22 protein-coding genes are annotated in these 23,738 nt (G+C 67.3%); 7 read left to right on the top strand and 15 right to left on the bottom strand.

Annotation, left to right across the window (positions count from 1 at the left end; translation table 11 throughout):
• Nucleotides 1-4 precede the first annotated feature (4 nt).
• From VPA02S_RS23635 to VPA02S_RS23645, 3 genes are all read right to left on the bottom strand, one after another.
• A complete protein-coding gene (locus VPA02S_RS23635; RefSeq protein WP_015866711.1) occupies nt 5-1,498 on the bottom strand; it encodes an NCS1 family nucleobase:cation symporter-1 in 1,494 nt (497 codons plus the stop codon).
• Between the two features lie 225 nt (nt 1,499-1,723).
• Nucleotides 1,724-2,203 (bottom strand): SET domain-containing protein, encoded by a 480-nt coding sequence (locus VPA02S_RS23640; protein ID WP_015866710.1) that lies wholly within the window; start codon nt 2,201-2,203, stop codon nt 1,724-1,726.
• Nucleotides 2,200-3,120 carry a LysR family transcriptional regulator gene (locus VPA02S_RS23645; protein ID WP_062365868.1) on the bottom strand — a complete coding sequence of 307 codons (921 nt, stop codon included), beginning with the start codon at nt 3,118-3,120 and terminating at the stop codon, nt 2,200-2,202. Before VPA02S_RS23645 ends, VPA02S_RS23640 begins: the two co-directional genes overlap by 4 nt.
• A 142-nt stretch (nt 3,121-3,262) precedes the next feature.
• Here VPA02S_RS23645 and VPA02S_RS23650 point away from each other — a divergent pair, with 142 nt between their 5' ends.
• Together VPA02S_RS23650 and VPA02S_RS23655 are read left to right on the top strand one after the other, a co-directional pair.
• A complete protein-coding gene (locus tag VPA02S_RS23650; protein WP_062365870.1) occupies nt 3,263-4,156 on the top strand; it encodes an amino acid ABC transporter substrate-binding protein in 894 nt (297 codons plus the stop codon).
• Nucleotides 4,157-4,158: 2 nt separating this feature from the next.
• On the top strand, nt 4,159-5,475 hold the full coding sequence (locus tag VPA02S_RS23655) for an aminotransferase class V-fold PLP-dependent enzyme (RefSeq protein ID WP_062365872.1): 1,317 nt from the start codon (nt 4,159-4,161) through the stop codon (nt 5,473-5,475).
• Here the strand turns inward: VPA02S_RS23655 and VPA02S_RS23660 are convergent.
• The 5 genes from VPA02S_RS23660 to VPA02S_RS23680 form a co-directional block, all read right to left on the bottom strand.
• Nucleotides 5,438-6,349 carry an alpha/beta fold hydrolase gene (locus VPA02S_RS23660; RefSeq protein WP_062366038.1) on the bottom strand — a complete coding sequence of 304 codons (912 nt, stop codon included), beginning with the start codon at nt 6,347-6,349 and terminating at the stop codon, nt 5,438-5,440. The genes VPA02S_RS23655 and VPA02S_RS23660 overlap by 38 nt on opposite strands.
• A gap of 97 nt (nt 6,350-6,446) precedes the next feature.
• A complete protein-coding gene (locus VPA02S_RS23665) occupies nt 6,447-7,682 on the bottom strand; it encodes a M20 family metallopeptidase (protein ID WP_062365874.1) in 1,236 nt (411 codons plus the stop codon).
• An 11-nt stretch (nt 7,683-7,693) separates the two neighbouring features.
• Nucleotides 7,694-9,472: a 2-oxo-4-hydroxy-4-carboxy-5-ureidoimidazoline decarboxylase gene (gene uraD / locus VPA02S_RS23670; protein ID WP_062365876.1), complete on the bottom strand. Its 1,779-nt coding sequence runs from the start codon at nt 9,470-9,472 to the stop codon at nt 7,694-7,696.
• Nucleotides 9,469-10,440, bottom strand: coding sequence for an allantoinase PuuE (gene puuE / locus VPA02S_RS23675; RefSeq protein WP_062365882.1), 972 nt, complete (start codon nt 10,438-10,440; stop codon nt 9,469-9,471). The genes uraD and puuE overlap by 4 nt, the downstream gene beginning before the upstream one ends.
• Nucleotides 10,441-10,450: 10 nt before the next feature.
• Nucleotides 10,451-11,116 (bottom strand): GntR family transcriptional regulator, encoded by a 666-nt coding sequence (locus VPA02S_RS23680; RefSeq protein ID WP_230537845.1) that lies wholly within the window; start codon nt 11,114-11,116, stop codon nt 10,451-10,453.
• 91 nt (nt 11,117-11,207) lie between these two features.
• On the opposite strand from VPA02S_RS23680, the gene uraH reads away from it, so the two are divergent.
• On the top strand, nt 11,208-11,558 hold the full coding sequence (gene uraH / locus VPA02S_RS23685) for a hydroxyisourate hydrolase (protein ID WP_062365887.1): 351 nt from the start codon (nt 11,208-11,210) through the stop codon (nt 11,556-11,558).
• Nucleotides 11,559-11,562: 4 nt separating this feature from the next.
• On the opposite strand, the gene VPA02S_RS23690 is transcribed toward uraH, so the two are convergent.
• Nucleotides 11,563-12,075: a hypothetical protein gene (locus tag VPA02S_RS23690; RefSeq protein ID WP_244883726.1), complete on the bottom strand. Its 513-nt coding sequence runs from the start codon at nt 12,073-12,075 to the stop codon at nt 11,563-11,565.
• Between the two features lie 53 nt (nt 12,076-12,128).
• Here VPA02S_RS23690 and xdhC point away from each other — a divergent pair, with 53 nt between their 5' ends.
• The 4 genes from xdhC to VPA02S_RS23710 all read left to right on the top strand — a co-directional run bounded on the left by xdhC (nt 12,129) and on the right by VPA02S_RS23710 (nt 17,405).
• Nucleotides 12,129-12,935, top strand: a complete 807-nt coding sequence (gene xdhC / locus VPA02S_RS23695; RefSeq protein WP_062365891.1) for a xanthine dehydrogenase accessory protein XdhC — start codon at nt 12,129-12,131, stop codon at nt 12,933-12,935.
• Nucleotides 12,936-13,158: 223 nt separating this feature from the next.
• Nucleotides 13,159-14,364: a urate hydroxylase PuuD gene (locus VPA02S_RS23700; protein WP_062365892.1), complete on the top strand. Its 1,206-nt coding sequence runs from the start codon at nt 13,159-13,161 to the stop codon at nt 14,362-14,364.
• 78 nt (nt 14,365-14,442) lie between these two features.
• Nucleotides 14,443-15,783 carry a glycerate kinase type-2 family protein gene (locus VPA02S_RS23705; RefSeq protein WP_062365894.1) on the top strand — a complete coding sequence of 447 codons (1,341 nt, stop codon included), beginning with the start codon at nt 14,443-14,445 and terminating at the stop codon, nt 15,781-15,783.
• Nucleotides 15,784-15,962: 179 nt separating this feature from the next.
• On the top strand, nt 15,963-17,405 hold the full coding sequence (locus tag VPA02S_RS23710; RefSeq protein ID WP_015866696.1) for an NAD-dependent succinate-semialdehyde dehydrogenase: 1,443 nt from the start codon (nt 15,963-15,965) through the stop codon (nt 17,403-17,405).
• A gap of 362 nt (nt 17,406-17,767) precedes the next feature.
• Here the strand turns inward: VPA02S_RS23710 and mgtA are convergent, their stop codons facing one another.
• From mgtA to VPA02S_RS23740, 6 genes are all read right to left on the bottom strand, one after another.
• On the bottom strand, nt 17,768-20,500 hold the full coding sequence (gene mgtA / locus VPA02S_RS23715) for a magnesium-translocating P-type ATPase (RefSeq protein ID WP_062365895.1): 2,733 nt from the start codon (nt 20,498-20,500) through the stop codon (nt 17,768-17,770).
• 209 nt (nt 20,501-20,709) lie between these two features.
• Entirely contained in the window at nt 20,710-20,916 is a 207-nt protein-coding gene (locus tag VPA02S_RS23720) for a hypothetical protein (protein ID WP_015866694.1), read from the bottom strand.
• Nucleotides 20,917-21,266: 350 nt separating this feature from the next.
• Nucleotides 21,267-21,470, bottom strand: coding sequence for a hypothetical protein (locus tag VPA02S_RS23725; protein WP_018905350.1), 204 nt, complete (start codon nt 21,468-21,470; stop codon nt 21,267-21,269).
• 9 nt (nt 21,471-21,479) lie between these two features.
• Nucleotides 21,480-21,911, bottom strand: coding sequence for an acyl-CoA thioesterase (locus tag VPA02S_RS23730; RefSeq protein ID WP_018905351.1), 432 nt, complete (start codon nt 21,909-21,911; stop codon nt 21,480-21,482).
• A complete protein-coding gene (locus VPA02S_RS23735) occupies nt 21,911-23,212 on the bottom strand; it encodes a TRAP transporter large permease (protein WP_015866691.1) in 1,302 nt (433 codons plus the stop codon). The genes VPA02S_RS23730 and VPA02S_RS23735 overlap by 1 nt, the downstream gene beginning before the upstream one ends.
• Nucleotides 23,209-23,721, bottom strand: a complete 513-nt coding sequence (locus VPA02S_RS23740; RefSeq protein ID WP_062365897.1) for a TRAP transporter small permease — start codon at nt 23,719-23,721, stop codon at nt 23,209-23,211. Before VPA02S_RS23740 ends, VPA02S_RS23735 begins: the two co-directional genes overlap by 4 nt.
• Nucleotides 23,722-23,738 lie beyond the last annotated feature (17 nt).

Here is a 23,738-nt window from a genome sequence, read left to right on the forward strand (position 1 = left end):
TGTTTCAAGTCTTGTTGCTGCGGTTCAGCAGGGCGTAGATGACGAAGCCCAGTGCCATGCCGATGAACCATGCATAGTTCGCGCCACCGCGCAGCACCGGCACCATCACGCAGAGGATCGGCACCAGCGCGGAGGGGACCAGCGCCTGGATCGCCTTCGGGTTGTAGCCGCCGCTGTACCAGTATTCGCCCTTGGGGCTCATGGTGTAGAGCGCGTCCACGTCGATGCGCTGCTTGCGCACGATGTAGTAGTCGGCAATCAGGATGCCGAACAGCGGGCCGATGAAGGAGCCCAGCACGTCGAGCGTGTAGTGGATGACCTCGGGGCTGTTGTAGAGGTTCCACGGCGTGAGGAACACCGAGCCCACCGCCGCGATCATGCCGCCCGTGCGCCAGCTGATGTGCTGCGGCGCCACGTTCGAAAAGTCGAAGGCCGGCGAGACGAAGTTGGCGACGATGTTGATGCCGATGGTCGCGATCATGAAGGTCAGCGCGCCCAGCACCACGGCGGTGGTGCTGTCGATCTTGCCCACGGTATGCACCGGATCGGTGATGAGTTCGCCGAACACCGGCAGCGTGGCCGCGGTGGTGATCACCGTCAGCAGCGAGAAGAACACGAAGTTGATCGGCAGGCCCCAGAAGTTGCCCTTCTTCACCGCGTCGAAGCTCTTGCCGTAGCGCGAGAAGTCGCCGAAGTTGAGCATCGGGCCGCTGAAGTAGCTCACCACCAGCGCAATGGCCGAGAGCATCACCGGCAGCGCGTCCCAGCCCTGGAACTTGATGCCGCCCAGGTTCAGGTCGATCTTGCTCCAGCCGGCCTTCCACACCAGCCAGCCGCAAAGCACGGCCATCACCACGTACACGGCCGGGCCGGCCCAGTCGATGAACTTGCGGATCGCTTCCATGCCGTGCCAGAACACGAAGGCCTGCAGCACCCACATGACCATGAACGCCACCCAGCCCAGCGCCGAGAGCCCCACGAAGCCGTGCTGCGCCACGTCGGCATACGGCGCGAGGTTCGGGAACAAGTGCAGCGCCAGCACCATGAAGGCGGCCGAGGCCAGGTAGGTCTGCACGCCGTACCAGGCCACCGCGATCAGCCCGCGGATGATGGCCGGGATGTTGGCGCCCAGCACGCCGAAGGGCGCGCGGCACACCACGGGATAGGGCACGCCCGTCACCTGGCTCGGCTTGGCCACCAGGTTGCAGAAGAACTGCACGATCACGATGCCCACCAGCAGCGACACCAGCACCTGCCAGCTCGACAGGCCCAGCGCAAACAGGCTGCCGGCCGTGATGTAGCCGCCCACGCTGTGCACGTCGGACATCCAGAACGCAAAGATGTTGTATTGGCCCCAGGTCTGCTTGCGCAGCGGGGCCAGGTCTTCGTTGGTCAGCCGCGGGTGGTAGCCGGGCTTGATCAGCGCATTGGATTCGGCATGCGGCGCATGGCCGGCTTCGCTTGCCCCCGCGGGAGCCTGGCTGACGACTGTGCTCATGGTCTTTCCTCGTGCGAATGGGTGGATGGAGGACCGTTTCCAGCGCAGATTCCGCACCGGTGATCGGGTGCGTTATTTGTATACAAAAACCGTGTGCAATCAAGCCCATCCGGCAAATCATATATCCGTAGATTCCCTGAGATGGCGGCCGGCAGCGCCAACGAAAAAAGGCGCCCTGGCCCGTGGCCATGGCGCCTTTCGAGGGCGAGCGGAGCCGGTGGGCGGTCAGTCGGCCTCGGCCGGGGACAGCATCGTTCCGCGGCAGTGGGGCGAGCCGCAGTGGCAGGGGTATTTGTCGGCGGTCGAGCCGTCGTCCGCGGTCAGCGAGTAGTCGATGAACAGCTCGTCGCCGGCATCCACGGCAACCAGGGTCTGGAACTTGAGCATCAACTCGCCCGCCTCGTCGTACTCCTCGACCGCTTCGCAGTTGGGGTCGCAGGCGTGGTTCAGGTGGCGCGTGCCGTTGCCGCCCTTGGCGCCGTCGATCGTTTCCTGGTTGGAGAGCGTGAACAGGTAGGTGAGCTGGTCGTTCCACGTCCTGGCGGCGATCTCCTGCTGCGTGTAGCGCCGGCCTTCGTAGAGGCCGAGGAAGGCCTGGGCGGGCAGGTCGCGCGTCGCGAAGGCGCCGAGCCCGTGCACGCCGCTGGGGCCGACACGGATGAAGGGCGTGGACGAGGTCTGCTTGCGGGTTTTCATGCCGCTCATTCTGCAGGCTCTTCGTCCTGCTGCGCCTGGAACATGCGCGTGAAATCGCAGCATTCCTGCGCCAGCATCACGATGGAGGAGGTCAGCGCGCTGCGGTGCTCGCCCTTGTGCATGGCCACGTAGCGCACCACCGGCAGCGCGGGCTGCACGTCGATCACCGCGAGCATGCCGGCCGAAACCAGCGGGTCCAGGCAGCGGCGCGGAAGATAGCTCACGCCGAGGCCCGACACCGTGAGCCCGGTCAGCGCCACCAGGTTGCTCACCACGATGGTGTCGGCGGGCTGCACGCCCTGGTCCTTCATCCAGGCGTCGTAGGCGCGCCCCGTGCCCGAGTTCTTGCCCTGCACCAGCATGCGGTGGCGCGCGAGCTCGTGCAGCCGCACGGTGCCGGTGGCGGCCACCACGCCGGGCTTGCACATCCAGGCGCTCTGCACCTTGCCGATGGCCTTGCTCTGCATGCGCGAATCGGCAAAGGTGTCGGGCACGATCACCAGGTCGAGCTCGTCGGCCAGCAGCTTGTCGCGCAGCTGCAGGCTGTCGTCCACGTCGGGCTCGAGGACGACCTTGGGGTAGTGTCGCTGGATCACGCCGACCAGCCGGGGCAGCCAGGTCATGGCCGTGAGCTCGGTCACGCCGATGCGCAGCCGCCGCTGCACCACGCCGGGCTTGCTGAACTGCTCGACCGCGGCATCGCGCTGCTCGAGCAGCCGGGACGCGAGCACGAACATCTCCTCGCCCTTTTCGGTGAGCCGCGCGGTGCGCTGGCTGCGGTCGAACAGTTCGGTGTCGAACAGCAGCTCGAGTTCATGCACCCGCTTGGACACGGCGGACTGCGAGGTATGCAGCTGGTTGGCCGCCTGCGCGAAGCCGCCGAGCTTGGCGATCCAGTACAGGGCCTCGAGCTGCTTGAAGGTCATGACGGTGCACGCGCCTTGAATTGAATGCTTTTATTCATCTTATTCCATCACAAAAAATCGCTTTTGGAAATTTGAGGCGGAGCCGAAGATTCGCCCCGTGCAGTCCCGCGTACTTCCGGCCTCATCTTCAAAGGAACATTCCATGAACTTCAAACTGTCCCTCGCTTTCGGCGCCGGCATTGCGCTGCTCTGCGGTGCCGCGGCCGCGCAGGAGAGCCCCACGCTGCGCAAGATCAAGGAAACGGGCACGGTGCAGATCGGCAGCCGCGACACGCAGATCCCGTTCTCCTACAAGACCGGCGCCGAGAGCGCGCCCATCGGCTTCACCAACGAGATCTGCCTGAAGGTGGTCGATGCCATCAAGGCCAAGCTCGGCCTTTCGAAGATCGAGGTGCGCTACACGCTTCTCAATTCGACCAACCGCATTCCGCTGGTGCAGAACGGCACGGTCGACCTCGACTGCGCGACCACCACCAACACCGTGCAGCGCCAGCAGCAGGTCGACTTTGCGCCGAGCCATTTCGTCACCAACATCACGGCCGCGGTGAAGAAGAACTCGGGCATCAACTCGATCGCCGACCTGCAGGGCAAGACCGTGGCCACCGTGGCGGGCAGCACCTCGATGCAGCTGCTGCGCGGCTTCCGCAAGACCGAGAACATCGAGGTGCAGGAAATCGCGGGCAAGGACACGGCCGATGCCTTCCTGCTGCTTGCGAGCGACCGCGCCGCGGCCTATGTGCTGGACGACGTGCAGCTGGCCGGCCTCATCGCCAACCAGCCCAATGCCGCCGACTACAAGCTGCTGAAGGACGTGCTGCGCCAAGAACCCTACGGCATCATGATGCGCAAGGACGACCCCGAGTTCAAGACGATCGTCGACCAGGCGGTGACCGAGATGATGAAGTCCGGCGCCATCGACAAGCTCTACGCGAAGTGGTTCATGTCGCCCATTCCGCCGCGCAACGTGAACCTCAACTTCCCGATGTCCGACGCGGTGCGCGAGGCCTACAGGAACCCGAACAACAAGGGCGTTTGAGCATGCCGGCCAACACACAGCACGCCAACGGGCTGGCGTTTTCCGATGCGCTGATGCGCGAGGTGAAGCAGCGCTTTCTCAACGTCGACCACGACCACCACGGGCGCGAGCGCCTCTACTTCGACAACGCGGGCGGCTCGTTCCGGCTGAAGGCGGCGGCCGAGCGCTTCGCGCAGGTCGACGCCATTCCCGACAACGCCGAGCGCATCCATGCCACCGCCGTGGAGCTGCAGCAGATCCAGGCCCGGGGCAGCGACGACGTGCGCACCATCCTCAACGCGCAGGGCGGCAGCGTCTATGCGTCGCTGACGGCATCGGGCGCGATGTTCGACATGGTGCGCGCGGTGGCCGAGAACGTGCCGGGCACCAACATGGTCACCACCGTGCTCGAGCATCCCTCGTCGTTCGACGCGATGAGCCTCTATGCCCAGAAGGCCGGCCGCGAGCTGCGGGTGGCGAAAAGCAACCGCGAGACCGGCGGCGTCGATGCCGACGAGATCGTGCGGCTGGTGGACAAGGACACCTGCCTGCTCAACGTGATCCATGCCTCGAACATCTCGGGCGCCAAGCTCGACCTGGAGCAGATCGTGCGGCGCGCGCGCGAGATCAAGCCCGATCTCTACATCGTGGTGGATGCCGTGCAGCACGCACCGCACGGCCTGATCGACCTGCAGAAGACGCCGGTGGACGGGATCAACATGGCGCCCTACAAGTTCTTCGGCTGCCGCGGCTCGGGCCTGTCGTGGGTGTCGGAGCGCGCGGCGCAGCTGCCGCACCACAAGCTCGCGGGCAAGAAGCCCGACTTCTGGGACCTGGGCAGCTCGGCCCCGTGGCAGTTTGCCGTGCTCACCGAAATCGTCGACTACGTGTGCTGGCTCGGTGGCCATTTCACGCAGGCCACCGGGCGCCGCGCGCTGTTTGAAGCCGGCATCACGCACATCGAGCTGCACGAGCGGGCCCTGCTGTCGGCGCTGCTGGACGGAAGCGGCGGCGCCCCCGGCCTGCGCAGCATCGAGGGCGTGAAGGTCTTCCTCGACCATCCGGACCTCACGAAGCGCGACCTGATCATCGGCATCGGCTTCGAGCGCCTCGACTGCACGCAGGCCGTGGTCGAGTACGGCCTGCGCGGCGTGACGGTCTATGAGCGCGTGGCGAGCAGCATCTATTCGAAGCGCATGCTCGACTCCTTCGGCCTCGAAGGTACCGTGCGGGTTTCGCCGCTGCACTGCCACTCGGCGGCCGACATGGAGAAGTTCCTGCGCGTGACGCGGGAGATTGCGCTCAGCGCGAGTGGGCCGCGGACAGGAAGCGCCGGATGACCGGCACCACCTGCGCGAGGTGCGTCTCGAGCAGCCAGTGGCCGCCGTCGGTCAGCACCAGCTCGGCTTTCGGCAGGTCGCGCAGGTAGGCGCGCGCGGAGGCCTCGGGCATGTAGCCGTCGTTCGGCCCCCAGACGATGAGCGCGGGCGGCTGGTGCTCGCGCAGAAAGGCTTGGTAGCGCGGAAACCACTCAAGGTTTTCTTTCAGGCCCTCCATCAGCTGGCGTGCGAGTTCCCGGCGCTGCGGCGTGTTCATCAATGGCCAGTGGAGCTTCCACAGCTCGGGCGGAATCTGCGCGGCCTGGGCCTCGGGAACCTCGCCGACGAACTCGGCGCGAAAGCCCTCTTCGTTCACCGCCTTCTCGAGCACCGCGCGGTTGCTGGCCGACGGATCGCGCCAGAAGGCCTGGATGGCGCGGTACTTGGGGCCGAGCGTGTCTTCGTAGATGTCGCCGTTCTGGATGATCACCGCGGCCACGCGCTCCGGATGGCGGATGGCCAGCCGCAGGCCGATCTGCGAACCGTAGTCGTGCAGGTAGAGCGCATAGCGATCGAGCCCCAGCTTGCGGCAGAAGGCCTCGAGAAAGCCCGCATAGGCATCGAAGTCGAAGCCGAAGGCCTCGGCGGGCGGCGTGTCGCTGAGGCCGAAGCCCGGGTAGTCCGGTGCCAGCAGGCGCCACCGGTCCGCCAGCATGGGCATGAGCCGGCGGTACTGGAACGACGAGCACGGGTAGCCGTGCGGCAGCAGCAGCACCGGCGCGTCGCGCGGGCCGGCTTCGCGGTAGAAGACCTGCATCCCGTCGACGTCGGCGAAGCGATGCGCGACGGCATGGGCATCGGCCGTGAGGGTGGGCGTGGAACTGCGTTCGGTCATGCAGCCGATGCTGCGCGCCGGCGCGCGGACCGATGTAGGCGGCGACTGATGCGCGGCGTCGGACGCCCGCAACGCGGGCGCCGCCTGCCGCTTCGGATCAGGCCAGCAGGTCGCTCAGCGTGCGCGCGATCACCTTGGTGGCGCGGCGCAGGTCTTCGAGCACCACGCGCTCGTCGCTGCGCTTGGCGTGCGATTCGAGCACGGTGCGCGGGCCGGCGCCGTAGATCACGCCCGGAATGCCGGCTTCGCCGTAGAGGCGCACGTCGGTGTACAGCGGCGTGCCCATGGCCTTGATCGGCTCGCCGAACACTTGCTGGCCGTGCTTCTGGATCGCATCGACCAGCGGCTTGTTGCCGGCCAGCGGCTTCATCGAATTGGCGAGCAGCAGGCGCTTGATCTCGACGGTGATGCCGGTGCTTTCGGCCGCGGCATCCGCGATCACCTTGCGGATCGTGGCCTCGACCTCGACCGGGTTCTCCTCGGGGATCATGCGGCGGTCGAGCTTGAACACCACCTTGCCGGGCACCACGTTGGTGTTGGTGCCGCCTTCGACGCGGCCCACGTTGAGGTAGGGGTGCGTGATGCCCTCGACCTTCGAGGTCACCTGCTGGTAGAGCGTGTTCTGCGCATAGAGCGCGTTGAGGATCTTCACCGCGCCCTGCAGCGCATCGATGCCGCTGGTGGGAATGGCGGCGTGGGCCATCTTGCCGTGCACCGTCACTTCCATCTGCAGGCAACCGTTGTGCGCGGTGACCACTTCGTAGCTGAAGCCGGCCGCGATCATCAGGTCGGGCCTGGTCAGGCCTTGCCTGAGCAGCCAGCCCGGGCCGAGGATGCCGCCGAATTCCTCGTCGTAGGTGAAGTGCAGCTCGACGCTGCCCTTGGCGGGCTTGGCCACGGCTTCGAGCGCGCGCAGCGCGAAGGTGAAGCTCGCGAAGTCGCTCTTGCTCACGGCGGCGGCGCGGCCGTAGAGGCTGCCATCGGCAATCTCGCCGGCGTAGGGGTCGTGCGTCCAGCCTTCGCCGGGGGGCACCACGTCGCCGTGGGCGTTCAGGGCCACCGTGCGGCCACCGTCGCCGTCCTTGCCGTACTTGCGGCGCACGATCAGGTTGGTGATCGACTCGAGGCCGTAGTCCTTCACTTCCTGCGCGGGTACGGCGTGCTTCTCGGCGTCCAGGCCGAAGTCCTTCAGCAGCTCTGCCGTGCGCTCGGCGTGCGGCGCGTTGTTGCCGGGCGGCGTGTCGGTGGGCACCTGCACCAGTTGCTGCAGGAACCGCACTTCCTCGTCGAAGTGGGCGTCGATCCAGGCGTCGAGCTTGGCGTAGTCGGTCATGGTTTTTCTTTTCAGTGGGCTTGTTCGGCGGCGAGGCTGTCCAGCAGGTGCTGGAAGGCCTGCACGGCCAATTGAATGTCGTCGTTGGTGCTCGATTCGAGCGGGTTGTGGCTGATGCCCGAGTTGATGCCGCGCACAAAGAGCATGGCCTGCGGCATCACCTCGTGCAGCTTCATCGCGTCGTGGCCGGCGCCGCTGGGCATGCGAAAGAGCGGCACGCCGAGCGATTCGACCGCCTTTTCCCAGCGTTGCTGCCATGCGGGCGCGCTGGGTGCGGCGGCCGCGCGCATGGCTTCCTCGATGACGAAGCGCACGCCGCGGCGGTCGGCAATCTCCTGCAGCGCGGCCAGCACGTCGCGCACCACGGCGTCGCGCTGCGGATCGTTGGGCGCGCGGATGTCGAGGCTGAACTTGCAGCGTCCGGGCACCACGTTGATCGAGCCGCTCGGCACTTCGAGCATGCCCACGGTGGCGACGGAATCGCCGTCCTTTGCCGCGCGCTGCTCGGCGAAGAGGATCAGTTCGGCCACTGCGGCGGCGGCATCGCGGCGCCGGCCCATCGGCGTGGTGCCGGCATGGCTGGCCATGCCGATCATCTCGCCCACGTAGCGCACGCCGCCGTTGATGGAGGTGACGATGCCCAGGGGGATGTCGAGCTCGGTGAGCACCGGCCCCTGCTCGATGTGCACCTCGACGAAGCCGAGGTAGCGCGCCGGGTCGCGCTGGATCTTCGGAATGTCTTCTTCCTTCAGGCCCGCGTGCCGCATGGCCTCGCGCATCGTGATGCCGTCGGCATCCTTCTGGTCGAGCCAGCGCGGGTCGAAGTGGCCGATGAGCGCGCCCGAGCCCAGGAAGGTGGCCTTGTAGCGCTGGCCTTCTTCCTCGGCAAAGCCCACCACCTCGAACGCGAACGGCAGGCGCCGGCCCTGGCGCTTGAGTTCGCGCACGCAGGCTACGGCCACGAAGATGCCCAGGCGGCCGTCGTACTTGCCGCCGTTGCGCACGGTGTCGTAGTGCGAGCCGGTGAGCAGCGCCTTGGCACCGGGCGTGGCGCCTTCGTAGCGGCCGACCACGTTGCCGACGGCATCGATGTGCACCGAGTCGAAGCCGCAGTCGCGCATCAGGCCGGAAATTTGTGCAGCGCAGGCGCGGTGCGCATCGGTCAGGTAGGTGACGGTGAGCTGGCCTTTCTCGGCGTAGCCCGGGTCGGTGTGCGCCGAGAGCGCTTCGTGCCAATCCCAGACGTCGTTGCCGAGCGAGACGTCGGCGCCGAACTTGTCATTGAGCCGGATCTCGGCGATGCGGTGGATGTTGCGCAGCGCCTCGCCCAGCTCGAAGTCCGGGTGATGGTGCAGCCGGCGCTCGAAGGTGTCGATGATCTCGCGCTTGGAAAGCCCGGTGCCGCGCGGCCCGCGCACCGCCAGGATGAACGGGAAGCCGAACTTCGCGTTGTAGTCGGCATTGAGCTGCTGGATCTTCGCGAACTCTTCGGGCGTGCAGTCGGTGAGGCCGGCCTTGCCTTGCTCATGGGTCGATTCGGCCGTGAGCGTCTTGCTGACCATGGCCTTGCCCGCGAGCTCGGGGTGGGCGCGGATCAGGCCCAGCTTTTCGTCGGTCGAGGCCGCGGCCACCGCCTGCACGAGCGCATGCTTCAGGTGCGCGAGCGAGCGGAACGGGCGCGCCGCGAGCGCGCGCTCGGCGATCCACGGCGAATGTTCGTAGGTGCCGTCGAGCAGCGCCACGGCATCGCCCGGCGCGGCGGCATTCAGTTGGTCGAGGGTCAGGCTCATGACGGGTCTCCGGTGGCGGCCGCTTCGTAAGGATGGGCCTGCTTCCAGTGGCGCGCGATGTCCACGCGCCGGCAGACCCACACGTCCTCGTGCTGGCCGATGTGATCGAGAAAGCGCTGCAGCGCGGTGATGCGGCCGGGCCGCCCGAGCAGGCGGCAGTGCATGCCGATGCTCATCATCTTGGGGCTGTTGTCGCCCTGCGGATCGCCTTCGGCATAGAGCGCGTCGAAGCTGTCCTTCATGTACTGGAAGAACGGGTCGGCGTGCGAGTAGCCCTGCGGCAGCGCAAAGCGCATGTCGTTGCAGTCGAGCGTGTAGGGCACGATGAGCTGCGGCACCACGGTGCCGTCGGTCTTCTGCACTTTCATCCAGAAGGGCAGGTCGTCGCCGTAGTAGTCGCTGTCGTACTCGAAGCCGCCGTAGTCGGCCACGAGGCGGCGCGTGCGCGGGCTGTCGCGGCCGGTGTACCAGCCCAGGGCGCGCTCGCCGGTGAGCTTTTCGATCGCTTCCATGCCCAGGCGCATGTGCTCGCGCTCGGTGGCCTCGTCGAGGTTCTGGTAGTGGATCCAGCGCCAGCCGTGGCAGGCGATCTCGTGGCCGAGTTCCTTGAAGGCCGCGGCCAGCTCGGGGTAGCGTTCGAGCGCCATGCCCACGCCGAACACGGTGAGCGGCAGGCCGCGCTTTTCGAACTCGCGCAGGATGCGCCAGACGCCGGCGCGCGAGCCGTATTCGTAGATGCCTTCCATGCTGATGTGCCGGTCCGGAAAGCTTGCCGGGTTGAACATCTCGGAAAGGAACTGCTCGGAGCCCGCGTCGCCGTGCAGCGTGGCGTTCTCGCCGCCCTCTTCGTAGTTGAGGACGAACTGCACCGCGATGCGCGCGCCGCCGGGCCACTGGGCATGGGGCGGATTGCGGCCGTAGCCGACGAGGTCGCGCGGGTAGGGCAGGGTGGTGTCGTAGACGGTCATGGGCATTCGTTCAGGACAGGGCGAGCGAGATGTCGTTGGTGGGCACCTTGCGGTCGAAGGTGAGGTTGGCCTCGACGTGTTCCAGGTGTTCGGTCATGAGGCGCACGGCGCGCTCCTCGTCGCGCGCGGCCAGCGCCTTCACGATGTCGGCGTGCTCGTCGTTCGAGTGCTCGGCCGCGCTGGTGCTCTGGTACATGAGCGTGATGAGGGCGCAGCGCGAGATCAGCTCGCCGAGGATCTGCGCCAGCACCTGGTTGCCCATGAGCTCGGCCATGCGCACGTGGAAGTCGCCGAGCAGTTCGGTGCGGCCCGAGATGTCCTCGCCCGACACCGCGGATTTTTCGAGCGCCACGTGCTCCTTCAGCGCCTTGATCTTGGCCGGCGTGACGGTGCGCACGAACTCGCGCGTCATCTCGGCCTCGAGCATGCGGCGCACCGCGAACACCTGCCTGGCTTCGTCGACGGCCGGCGCTGCCACGAAGGCGCCGCGCGCGGGCTCCAGGCGGATGAGCTTGTTCTGCGACAGCTGGAACAGCGCCTGGCGCACCAGCGTGCGCGACACGCCGAAGTGGTCGGCCAGCTTCTGCTCGGCCAGCTTGGTGCCGGGCTGCAGCCGGTGGTCGACGATCGCCTTGGTGAGCGCGTCGACGATCGAACGGGTGGTGGAGGACTCCATGTTTTTCATGATAGACCCAAAGCCGGTAACTGTATACACTTTTGTCCACCGGAATTTCCCGCACCTGATTCGACCTTCGAAGGAGCGCCCCATGGGCTTGAGCACTCACGTACTGGACACGATGCACGGCGGCCCCGCGGCCGGCATGGAGGTGGCGCTGTACACCACCCAAGGCGAGGACGCCACGCTGGTGAAGCGCTTCACGCTGAATTCGGACGGCCGCAGCGACGGGCCGCTCTACGACAACCACTCGCTCAAGGCCGGCACCTACCGGCTGGTGTTCGACGTGGCGGGCTACTTCAAGGCGCGCGGCGTGAAGCTGCCCGAGCCGAACTTCCTCAACAAGGTGTCGCTGGACTTCGGCGTGGCCCACACCGACCAGCACTACCACGTGCCGCTGCTCGTGAGCCCGTGGAGCTACTCGACCTACCGCGGGTCCTGAGGTGTCAATCCCCCTGGGACTGCCCTTCGGTGAGGGTGTCGAGCTGGAAGCGCCCGCTCTTGTCCCACAGCCAGGTGTCGGTCCAGGTGACCGGGCCGAGGCGCGTGGCGGCGGGGAAGGGCGCGGCCTGCAGCACGGCGCGTTCGATCTCGGCGATGACCTCGGGCGCATGCTTGGGCGCGCGCATCCAGTGCATCGACACCACGCGGCCGCCGGCATCGAGGTTCACCTGCAGCGTGCCCACGGCATAGAGCAGCGGCGGCAGCTGGCCGCCGTAGATGCGCGAGCGGTTGATCTCGTAGATGTGGCGCGCGGCATCGCGCCGGTAGTCGCGCGCGGTGGTCGCGTTCGATGCGCGCGGCGCGGGGCCGCTGGCGCTGCGGTCGGCCGTGGCCCCGCTCAGCTGGCCGGGCACAGAACCGGCGCCGGGGCCGGTGGTGCCGCATCCGGCGATCCAGAGGGCGCAGAGGGAAGAGGCAAGAAGGGCGAGGCGGCGCGGCGTAAGCTGACGGTTCATCGCCGGGTTTATACAGTGAGTCACGCGCATCCCCGCAACCGAAGGTATCGAGAATGAACGGCTTGGTCGATCAGCTGCTGGCGCGCCTCGCCCGCGAACACGCGGTGCTGGTGCGCGTCGAATCCACGCAGGGCTCGGCGCCGCGCGAGGCGGGCACCTGGATGGCGGTGTGGGCCGAAGGGCTCACGGGCACCATCGGCGGCGGCCAGCTCGAATTCCAGGCCACGCGGGAAGCGCGCGAACTGCTCGCGGGGCGGCGCACGATCGACGGCATCGAGCGCTATCCGCTTGGCCCGAGCCTGGGCCAGTGCTGCGGCGGCGTGATGTTTCTCTCTTACCGCCGCATCACGGCGGCCGATGCGCCGGTCTTGCAGCGTGAACTGGTTGCACAGCTCCAGCCCGTGGCGCTGTTCGGCGGCGGCCATGTGGGCGCTGCGCTCGCGCGGCTGCTGGCCAGCCTGCCGTTTTCGGTGCGCTGGATCGACAGCCGCGACGGCGTGTTTCCCGACGCACTGCCCGCGCAGATCGAGACCGAGCATTCCGAGCCCGTGCAGGACGCCGTGGCCGGGCTCGCGCCGGGCAGCCGCGTGCTCATCATGAGCTTCAGCCACGCCGAAGACCTGGACATCGTCATCGCCTGCCTCAAGCGCCTGCGCACGCATGGCGACCTGCCCTACATCGGCCTGATCGGCAGCAAGACCAAGTGGGCCACCTTCAGCCACCGGCTCGAGGCGCGCGGCTTCAGGCCCGAGGAACTGGCGCGCATCACCTGCCCGATCGGCGTGCCCGGCATCACCGGCAAGGAGCCCGAGGTGATCGCGGTGGCGGTGGCGGCACAGTTGTTGCAATCGCTGGGCTGAACAGGGTTTTCCCGGCGGCGACGCCTTCAAAAAAGCATCCCGCCACTTGCCAAAACTGTATACACTTTCGGTCCACAACAAGCCGCAGCGGAGCGAGGCCCATTTCATGGAGCCTGCGTTCGCGGCACTTTCTCTGCTTACAGCGCCCGCAGTGGTGAGCAGGCTGAAGAAACCCCTTCGCGGCGCCCCCACGCGCCGACGGGGTTGAGAGAGAGCACCACACATGGAAAGCTATTACCTCGACTGGGCCAACCTGCTGCTGCGCTGGGTCCACGTCATCACCGCCATCGCCTGGATCGGCGCCTCCTTCTACTTCGTGATGCTGGACAACAGCCTCGAGAAGCCGCAAGACCCCGAGTCGCTCGACAAGGGCGTGGGCGGCGAGCAATGGGCCGTGCACGGCGGCGGCTTCTACAACATGCAGAAGTACGCGCTGGCGCCCAAGCGGCTGCCGGACCACCTGCACTGGTCGTACTGGGAGAGCTACAGCACCTGGCTCACGGGCTTTGCGCTCTTCACCATGTCGTACCTGTGGAACGCCAGCACCTACCTGATCGACAAGTCGAAGATGGACTGGCAGCCCGGCGCCGCCATTGGCGTGGCGCTGGCTTTCTTCGTGGTGTTCTGGATGGTCTACGACGGCATCTGCCAGGTCTTCGGCCGCCGCAAGAACGGCGACACCATCGTCGGTGTGCTGATCGCGCTCTTCATCGTGTTTGCGACCTGGCTCGCCTGCCAGTGGTTCGCGGGCCGTGCGGCCTTCCTGCTGGTGGGCGCGATGATGGCCACCACGATGAGCGGCAACGTGTTCTTCTGGATCATTCCGGGCCAGCGCAAGAACGTGCAGGCGCTGCGCGAAGGCCGGCCGGTCGATCCGGTGCACGGCCAGCGCGGCAAGCAGCGCAGCGTGCACAACACCTACTTCACGCTGCCGGTGCTGTTCGCGATGCTGAGCAACCACTACAGCTTCACCTACACGCACAAGTACAACTGGATCGTGCTGCTGCTGATCATGCTCGGCGGCGCGGCCATTCGCCAGTTCTTCGTGGTGCGGCACCGCTTCAAGCTCGGCAACGCGGGCAACCCGCTGCCCTATGCGCTGATCGGCATCGTGGTGCTGGGGCTCACCATCGTCTGGATGAAGCCCGAGCCGGCGGCCGCGCCTGTGGCTGCGGCAGCAGCGCCCGCCGTGGCGTTCAAGGACGTGCAGAAGGTGCTCGAGCAGCGCTGCTTCATGTGCCACGGCGAGGCCACGCAGATGAAGAACGTGCGCGTCGATTCGCCCGACCAGGTGGCGGCGCATGCGCAGGCCATCTACCAGCAGGTGGTGGTCACGAAGATCATGCCGATGAACAACGCGACCGGCATCACCGACGAAGAACGCGCGCTGATCGGCCGCTGGTTCCAGGCCGGCGCCAAGACCAACTAGCTGGATTGGACAGTGACCGCGGTCAAGAGAGCCGGCCGCCCTTCGCCGCACAATCGCCCGATGGAGACAAAGCAAGCCATGACCGCATCGAACCCTTCCTTCGGCCCCGCACCCGATCCGCGCGAAACCCCGCGCGCCTTCCTCGAACATCTCTACCGCGTGGCGGTGGACCGCGCGCTGCCGCTGTCCACGCTGGGCGCGCACCTGCCCAAGCCGCCCAAGGGCCGCACGCTGGTGCTGGGCGCGGGCAAGGCGGGCGGCTCGATGGTGCAGGCGCTCGAGGCCCTGTGGCCGGCCGATGCGCCGCTGTCGGGCCTGGTCGTCACGCGCTACGACCACATCCCGCCGCGCCCCGAGGGCGTGCCGCAGCGCATCGAGCTCGTCGAGGCCGCGCATCCGGTGCCCGATGCGGCGGGGCAGCAGGCGGCGGCGCGCATCCTCGCGCTCGCGCAAGGCCTCACGGCCGACGACCTCGTGCTGTGCCTGATCTCCGGCGGCGGCTCCTCGCTGCTGGTGCTGCCGGCCGAAGGCCTCACGCTCGAGGACAAGCAGCGCATCAACAAGCAGCTGCTCGACAGCGGCGCCGGCATCGGCGAGATGAACTGCGTGCGCAAGCACCTCTCGCGCATCAAGGGCGGCCGTCTGGCGGCGGCCTGCGCGCCGGCGCGCGTGGTCACGCTCACCATCAGCGACGTGCCGGGCGACGATCCGGCCGTCATCGCGAGCGGCCCCACGGTGCCCGATGCCACCACCTGCGCCGATGCGCTGGCCATCCTCGACCGCTACGGCATCGAAGTGCCGGCGCCGGTGCGCGCGCAGCTCGAAAGCGGCGAGCTCGAAACCCCGAAGCCGGGCGATGCGGTGTTCGCGGGTCATGAAGTCCACCTGATCGCCACGCCCCAGCAGTCGCTCGAAGCAGCGGCCAAGGCGGCGCGCGAGGCCGGCATCGAGGCGCACATCCTCAGCGACGAGATCGAAGGCGAATCGCGCGAGGTCGGCAAGGTGCATGCGGCCCTGGCGCGCGCCGTGGCGCACCGCGGCCAGCCGTTTGCGCGGCCCTGCGTGATTCTTTCGGGCGGCGAGACCACGGTGACCATTCGCCCGCGCCAGCCCGGCCAGGCCAAGGGCCGGGGCGGGCGGGCCGGCGAGCTGTGCATGGGCCTGGCCGGCGCGCTCATGGGCCAGCCGCAGGTCTGGGCGCTGGCGGCCGACACCGACGGCATCGACGGCGTGGAAGACAACGCCGGCGCCTTCGTCACGCCCGACACGCTGGCGCGTGCCAGCGCGGCCGGCAGGAAGCTGTCGGACCACCTCGACCGCAACGACGCGTACGGCTACTTCGACGCGATCGGCGACCTGTTCGTGACCGGCCCGACCAACACCAACGTCAACGACTTCCGCGCGCTGCTGATCCTGTAGCGGCTGCAATGGCAAAAGGGGCCGGTTTCCCGGCGCCGGCGGGTTTGGCGAACTCGGGTTAATCTATGCACCCGGCGGCAATTTGCCGCCGTTGTCGCAAGCGCACCTTCCGGGTGCCGCGCCGCGCACCCAGATTTCCCCTTTTCACCATCATCCAGTCCTCGAAGGAAAAGTTCGCCATGACCGCCACCTACACCGACACCCGCCTGCTGATCGACAACGAATGGGTCGACGCCACCGGCGGCAAGACGCTGGACGTCGTGAACCCCGCCACCGGCAAGGCCATCGGCAAGGTGGCGCATGCCAGCATCGCCGATCTCGACCGCGCCCTGGCCGCCGCCCAGCGCGGCTTCGAAAAGTGGCGCAACACGCCCGCCAACGAGCGCGCCGCCGTCATGCGCCGCGCCGCCGGCCTGATCCGCGAACGCGCCCCTGAAATCGCCAAGCTGCTCACGCAGGAGCAGGGCAAGCCGCTGGCCGAAGCCAAGGGCGAGACGCTGGCTGCCGCCGACATCATCGAGTGGTTCGCCGACGAAGGCCGCCGCGTCTACGGCCGCATCGTGCCCTCGCGCAACCTGGCTGCGCAGCAATTGGTGATCAAGGAGCCGCTGGGCCCGGTCGCCGCGTTCACGCCCTGGAACTTCCCCATCAACCAGATCGTGCGCAAGCTCGGCGCCGCACTGGCCACCGGCTGCTCGTTCCTGGTGAAGGCACCCGAAGAAACCCCGGCCTCGCCGGCCGCGCTGTTGCAGGCTTTCGTCGATGCCGGCATTCCGCCCGGCACCGTGGGCCTGGTGTTCGGCAACCCGGCCGAAATCTCGAACTACCTGATCTCGCATCCGATCATCCGCAAGGTCACCTTCACGGGCTCCACCCCGGTCGGCAAACAGCTGGCCGCGCTGGCCGGCTCGCACATGAAGCGCGTCACCATGGAGCTGGGCGGCCACGCGCCGGTCATCGTGGCCGAGGACGCCGACGTGGCCCTGGCCGTGAAGGCCGCGGGTGCCGCCAAGTTCCGCAATGCGGGCCAGGTCTGCATTTCGCCGACCCGCTTCCTGGTGCACAACAGCCTGCGCGAGGAATTCGCCCGCACGCTGGTCAAGTACACCGAAGGCCTGAAGCTCGGCGACGGCCTGGCCGAAGGCACGACCCTGGGCCCGCTCGCCAACGCGCGCCGCCTCACGGCCATGGCCCATGTGCTGGACGATGCGCGCAAGAAGGGCGCCACCGTGGCGGCCGGCGGCGAACGCGTCGGCGACACCGGCAACTTCTTCGCGCCCACTGTGCTGACCGACGTGCCGCTCGATGCCGACGTGTTCAACAACGAGCCCTTCGGCCCGATCGCGGCGATCCGCGGCTTCGACACGCTGGAAGAAGCCATCGCCGAAGCCAACCGCCTGCCGTTCGGTCTGGCCGGCTATGCCTTCACCCGGTCGATCAAGAACGCGCACCTGCTGAGCCAGAAGCTCGAGCTCGGCATGCTGTGGATCAACCAACCCGCCGCGCCCTCGCCCGAAATGCCGTTCGGCGGCGTGAAGGATTCGGGCTACGGCTCGGAAGGTGGCCCGGAGGCGCTCGAGGCTTACCTGAACACCAAGGCTGTCTCGATCATGAGCGTCTGAGCGGCCCCGTTCGGTCCGCTCCGGTTCTTATAAAAAACGGCATCGCTTTGCGGCGGTGCCGTTTTTTTTGTCCTTGTTTTTTCAGGGCGCGCTCCCGCCGACGGGGTACGCGGCGAAGCGAATGTCCTCCGGCCTGCGGCCTCCCCCTTGATTTCGCTGCGCAAGGCACCCCATCGACGGGAGCGTGATCAGAGCACTGGTTGATCAGCGGTGCACCACGAGCGTGCCCAGGTGCACAGGGCATCGGGTGCTCCCCGCAGCGAAATAAAGGAGGAGCCGAAGGCGGGGGACATTCGCGGAGGGGAGTACCCGGTGGCCTGTGCACGCGCCCTGAACAACAGCGCCAAGAACAAAGCAAAACATCACTGCCACCCAAACCGTCGCGCATACCACCCCTTGACCGCCTGCGTGAGCGTCGCATACCCCGCCAGCATCGCTGCGAGCCATGGAAAGTAGGCCAGCGGAAGCGCCTGCAGCCTGAAGTAGTGCGCGAGCCGACCCATCGGCAGCCAGATGCCCGCCGCCGCAATCGCCGCGCCCATCGCCAGCAGCGGCCAGGCCGCGCGGCTTTGCAGGAACGGGATCTTGCGCGTGCGGATCAGGTGCACGACCAGCGTCTGCGACAACAGGCCTTCGATGAACCAGCCCGACTGGAACAGCGCCTGGTGCGCCACCGTGTTCGCCGAGAACGCGAACCACATCACGGCGTAGGTCAGGATGTCGAACACCGAGCTCAGCGGCCCGAAGAACAGCATGAAGCGGCCCAGGTCGGCCGGGTTCCAGCTCTGCGGCTTGCGCAGGAACTCGGCGTCCACGTTGTCGAACGGAATTGCGATCTGCGACACGTCGTACAGCAGGTTCTGCACCAGCAGATGCAGCGGCAGCATCGGCAGGAAGGGCAGGAACGCGCTCGCCACCAGCACCGAGAACACGTTGCCGAAATTCGAGCTCGCCGTGAGCTTGATGTACTTCAGCATGTTGGCAAAGGTGCGGCGGCCTTCCACCACGCCCTGCTCCAGCACCATCAGGCTCTTCTCGAGCAGGATGATGTCGGCCGATTCCTTGGCCACGTCGACCGCGCCGTCCACCGAGATGCCGATGTCGGCCGCACGCAGCGCGGGCGCATCGTTGATGCCGTCGCCCATGAAGCCCACCACGTGCCCGTTCGCATGCAGCGCACGCACGATGCGCTCCTTGTGAGCAGGCGTGAGCTTGGCGAACACCTGGTGCCGCTCGACCAGCGTGCGCAGGCCGGCGTCGTCCAACTCTTCGATCTCGCGGCCCGGCACGACCCGGCCGACCTCGATGCCCACGTCGCCGCAGACCTTGCGCGCCACCAGCTCGTTGTCGCCCGTCAGCACCTTCACCGCCACGCCGTGCGCGGCCAGCGCGCGCAGCGCGGGCGCGGTCGACTCCTTCGGCGGATCGAGAAACGCGACATAACCCAGCAGCGTGAGCGCCGTTTCGTCGGCCACGCCATAGGCCACCTGGGCCTGCCGTTGCGTCCCGGCGGCCAGCACGCGGCTGGCCACGGCCACCACGCGCAGGCCCTGGGTGTTGAGCTCCGACGCAATGGCGTGGATGCGTGCGAGCAGGCCGGCGTCGAGCGGCAGCACCTCGTCGCCGCGTTCGACCGAGCTGCAGACCGAGAGGATCTCTTCCAGTGCGCCCTTGCAGACCAGCAGGTGCTCGCTCCCACCGTTCTCGACCACCACCGACATGCGCCGGCGCGCGAAGTCGAAGGGCACCTCGTCGATCTTGCGCCAGGCCGTCTGCAGCCGCGTCTCCAGCCGCACCTCGGCATGGTTCAGCACCGCCTTGTCGAGCAGGTTCTTGAGGCCCGTCTGATGGAAGCTGTTCAGGTAGGCCATCTGCAGCACGTGGTCCGAGGCCTCGCCCCAGGCGTTGGTGTGGCGCTCCAGCACGATGCGGTCCTGCGTCAGCGTGCCGGTCTTGTCGGTGCACAGCACGTCCATGGCGCCGAAGTTGTGGATCGCTTCGAGCCGCTTCACGATCACCTTCTGCCGCGACATCACGACCGCGCCCTTGGCCAGCGCAGCGGTCACGATCATCGGCAGCATCTCGGGCGTGAGGCCCACTGCGATCGACAGCGCGAACAGCGCCGCCTCCCACCAGTCGCCCTTGGCCAGGCCGTTGATCACCAGCACCAGCGGCGCCATCACCAGCATGAAGCGGATCAGCACCCAGCTCACGCGGTTGATGCCGGCCTGGAACGCGCTGGTGCCCTGGTCGGCGGCGGTCACGCGCTGCGCCAGCGCGCCGAAGAAGGTGCGGTTGCCCGTGTGCACGATGAGCGCGGAGGCGGTGCCGCTGACCACGCTGGTGCCCATGAAGAGCAGGTTGTCGCGCTCGAGCACGCCGGCTTCATGGCTGCCGCGGTCGATGCAGAACTTCTCCACGGGCATCGCTTCGCCGGTCAGCGCCGACTGGCTGATGAACAGGTCCTTGGCCGCGAGCAGCCGGCAGTCGGCCGGGATCATGTCGCCGGCCGAGAGTGCGATCACGTCGCCCGGCACCAGGTCGCGCATCGGCACTTCGATGCGCAGCGCGCTCGCAGCGCCGGGCGTGGGCCGCAGCACGGTGGCGGTGTTGCTCACCATCGCCTTGAGCCGCTCGGCGGCCTTGCCGGAGCGCGATTCCTGCAGGAAGCGCAGCACCGTCGACAGCACCACCATGCTGCCGATCACGAGCGCGGCCTTCATGTCCTCGGTCACGTAGGAGACCAGCGCCAGCACGGTCAGCAGCAGGTTGAACGGATTGCGGTAGCACTGCCACAGGTGCGTCCACCACGGCAGCGGCTGCTCGTGGCGCACCTCGTTGCCGCCGAACTGCCTGCGCAGCGCCAGGGCCTCGTCTTCGGCCATGCCTTGCGGCGAACTGTGGAGGCTTGCGAGCAGTGCGGCGGCATCGGCGCGCGATGCGGCGGACAGTGCCTGGGCGATGCCGGACGGCATGGCCGCCGAGGCGGTGCCCGCGGGCTTCGGGCCCAGCAGTGCCTGCCAGCGCTCGAAGTGATGCAGCATGCGGCGGCTGCGCAGGAAGCTCTCGAAAAGGGACTTCAGGACGTTCTTCATTTTTTATTCCTTCACGGCGCCGGCCGCGAAGGGAAGAACCTCCCGCGTCAATCAGGCGTGGGAATCCCCTTGCGGCGCGGCGCGCTGCATTTCGGTGTGGCCGGTCGGGCGGGAGAGGGGTGGCGCGCAGGGGCGCCCATGAGAAGCGGGGTCCATCGGGCCTCCTTGTTTCTTGCGTGTCGTGCGGCGGGAGGTGGCGGTGCGGCGCGTCAGCGCTGCCCGGCGCGGGGCGGCCGCTCGAGCAGCAGGAAGAAGCTGCGGATGCGCCGCGTGGTCCAGAGCGCGGCGGCGCGATCCAGCATTTCGTTGTCGATGTCCTGCGCCGTGACCGCGCGCGCAGGCGCAGACGCAGACGGGCGAGCGGTTTCCTGCACCGGCTGCTTTAGCTGTTGCTGACGAGACTGGAATTGGCGCATGGCAAGGCTCCTTCGCAATGAAGGGCCTCGTGCACGGACACACGCAAGCTGACTGAAAAAGTCAGTGACGAAGAACGGCGGGATTCGGAAGAGGGAGCCGCCCGCCTCGGATGGCGAACGGGTCAGGCTGCGTGCACGGCGGCCGCAGCGCAAAAGAGCCTGCGCTAGAGGGCCGGATGTGTCACGCCTGCCGAGGCACGCGTCTTGTCACTGATCCAACTGGCACTGTCCACGCACGGGGCTCCGAAATAAAGATGCGGGATTGTTGCACCGCACCACAACGAGCGTCAACCTTTTTGGCTATGTCCCGCGGCGCAGCCGGGTCGTTGCCGGGCCGCGGCCGAACTGGCTCAGTAGCACTGGAACAGCACGCCGGCCTCCGCGGGCGCCTTGCCGAGCCAGCGCGGCGTCTGGCCCTTGGCGCTGCAATGGTCGGCGGCCTGCGTGTACGTGGGTGCGCGCAGCACGCCTTCGCGCACGGGCACCACCTCGTTGGGGAGCGTCGAGCAGCCGGTGACGAGCAAAGCGAGCGGAAGAAGAGTGCGCCAGTTCATCGGGCCATTCTAAGACGCGGCCTCGTCGCAGAGCGCCCGGATGGACGGCGGAATCGGCACCGCGCGGATGCCGCCGCCTTCGCGCCTGGCCGCGAAGATGCGCACCTCCTCGCATTCGAGGATCAGCTCGTCGCCGCGCAGCACGCGGTAGGCCTGCACGAAGCTCTTGTCGCGCCACTCGGTGACGCGCACCGCGATCTGCAGCGTGTCGCCGTAGCTCGCGGCCTTGACGAAGCGCGTGTGCGTGTCGACCAGCGGCGTGCCGATCACGCCCAGCGTCTCGGCCGTTTCTTCCCAGCGCGGCACGCCGCATTCGGCAAAAAAGTGACGCGACGCCGCATCGATCCAGCGGAAGAAGTTGGGGAACCAGACGATGCCGGCGGGATCGCAGTCGCCGAACTCGACGCGTGCGGTGTAGATGATTTCCTTGGCCTTGCTCATCAGTTCATTCTCGTCGGCAGCCACAGGGCGATGATGGGAAACGCGATCAGGATCACCAGGCGCACGATGTCCGTCACGATGAACGGCAGCACGCCCTTGAAGATGGTGGTGAAGCTCACGTCCTTCACCACGCTCTTGATCACGAACACGTTCATCCCCACCGGCGGATGGATCAGCCCCAGTTCCACCGTCATCACGATGATCACGCCGAACCAGATCGGATCGAAGCCCAGGTGCACGATCACCGGAAAGATGATCGGCACCGTGAGGATGATCATGGCCATGGCGTCCATCAGGCAGCCGAGCACCAGGTACATCAGCATGATGAGCGCAAGCACGCCGTAGCGGCCGATGCCCAGGCCGGTGAGGAATTCCGTGAGCTTCTGCGGGCTCTGCGTGATGGTGAGGAAGTAGCCAAAGAGCAGCGCGCCGATCAGCACCGTGAACACCGCCGCCGCCGTGCGCGTGGCCGACAGCAGCGCCTCGCGGATCTTCGGGCCGTCGAGCTTGCGTCGCAGCAGCCCGAGGATGAAGGCGCCGCTCGCGCCGACGCCGCCGGCCTCGGTGGGCGTGAAGAAGCCGCCGTAGAGCCCGCCGATCACGAACACGAACAGCACCAGCGGCGCCCACACGTTCTTCAGGTCATTGAGGCGTTCCGACCACGGCTTGACCTCGCCGCCGGGCAGCCAGCCGGGCCGCGCCTTCACGATGATCGCGATGGTCAGCACGTACATCGCCATGGCCAGGATGCCAGGCACGATGCCCGCCATGAAGAGCTTGCCGATGTCCTGCTGCGTGAGGATGGCGTAGACCGCGAGCACCGTCGAAGGCGGAAGGATGGCGCCCAGCGTGCCGCCCGCGGCGATCACGCCGGTGGAGAACGACTGCGGGTAGTTGAAGCGCCGCATCTCCGGATAGGCCACCGCCGAGAAGGTGGCGGCCGTGGCCACCGAGGAGCCGCAGATCGCCGCGAAGCCGCCGCAGGCCACCACCGTGGCCACGCCGAGCCCGCCGCGCATGTGGCCGATCATCGAGTTGGCGGCCTTGAAGAGTTCGCGGCTCACGCCCGACACCGACACCAGCGCGCCCATCAGCATGAACATCGGGATCACGCCGAAGGTGTAGTCGGTCACGGTGCGCATGGAGGTCTGGCCGACCAGCTTGAGCGCGGGCCCGGGGCCCACGAGGTAGCTGTAGCCCGCCACGCCCACGAGGCCCATCGCCATGCCCACCGGCACCCGCAAGAGCATCAGCGCGAAGAGGACCACGAAGCCAAGAATCGCAACTGCATCGGGGCTCATTCATCGGCTTTCTGTTCAGCGTGGACTTCTTCCAGCTGCTCGGGATGGAAGATCAGCCGATAGGTGCGGATGGCGATCAGCAGCACCGCACAGACGTCGCCGGCCCAGGCCACGGCATAGAACGGCCAGGTCGGAATATTCATGTCGTAGGTCAGCACGTTGTCCACGTAGGTGCCGCGCACCTTGTCGAACAGCATGGCCGTCTGCACCGCCACCACGAACAGCAGCACCAGCGTGGCGAACACGTCGATCACGCGCTTCATGCGCGGACCCGCGGCCGTCCACACGAGGTCGACCGTGATGTGGCCGCCGCGGTAGCTGGTGGCCGCAATGCCCCAGAAGATCAGGATGCCCAGCAGCATGCGGCCGAAGTCGTAGGCGTCGGGGATCGAGGTGTCGAAGAACTTGCGCAGCACCACGGCCACGAAGATGTTGAGCGCGACGATCCCCACGAAGATGGCGGCAAGCCATTCGATCGTGTTGATCGCGCGGTCCATGTAGCGAGTCATTGGCTCGCCCCCCAGGC

This window comes from Variovorax paradoxus NBRC 15149 (genome assembly GCF_001591365.1).
Taxonomy (GTDB): Bacteria; Pseudomonadota; Gammaproteobacteria; order Burkholderiales; family Burkholderiaceae_C; genus Variovorax; species Variovorax paradoxus.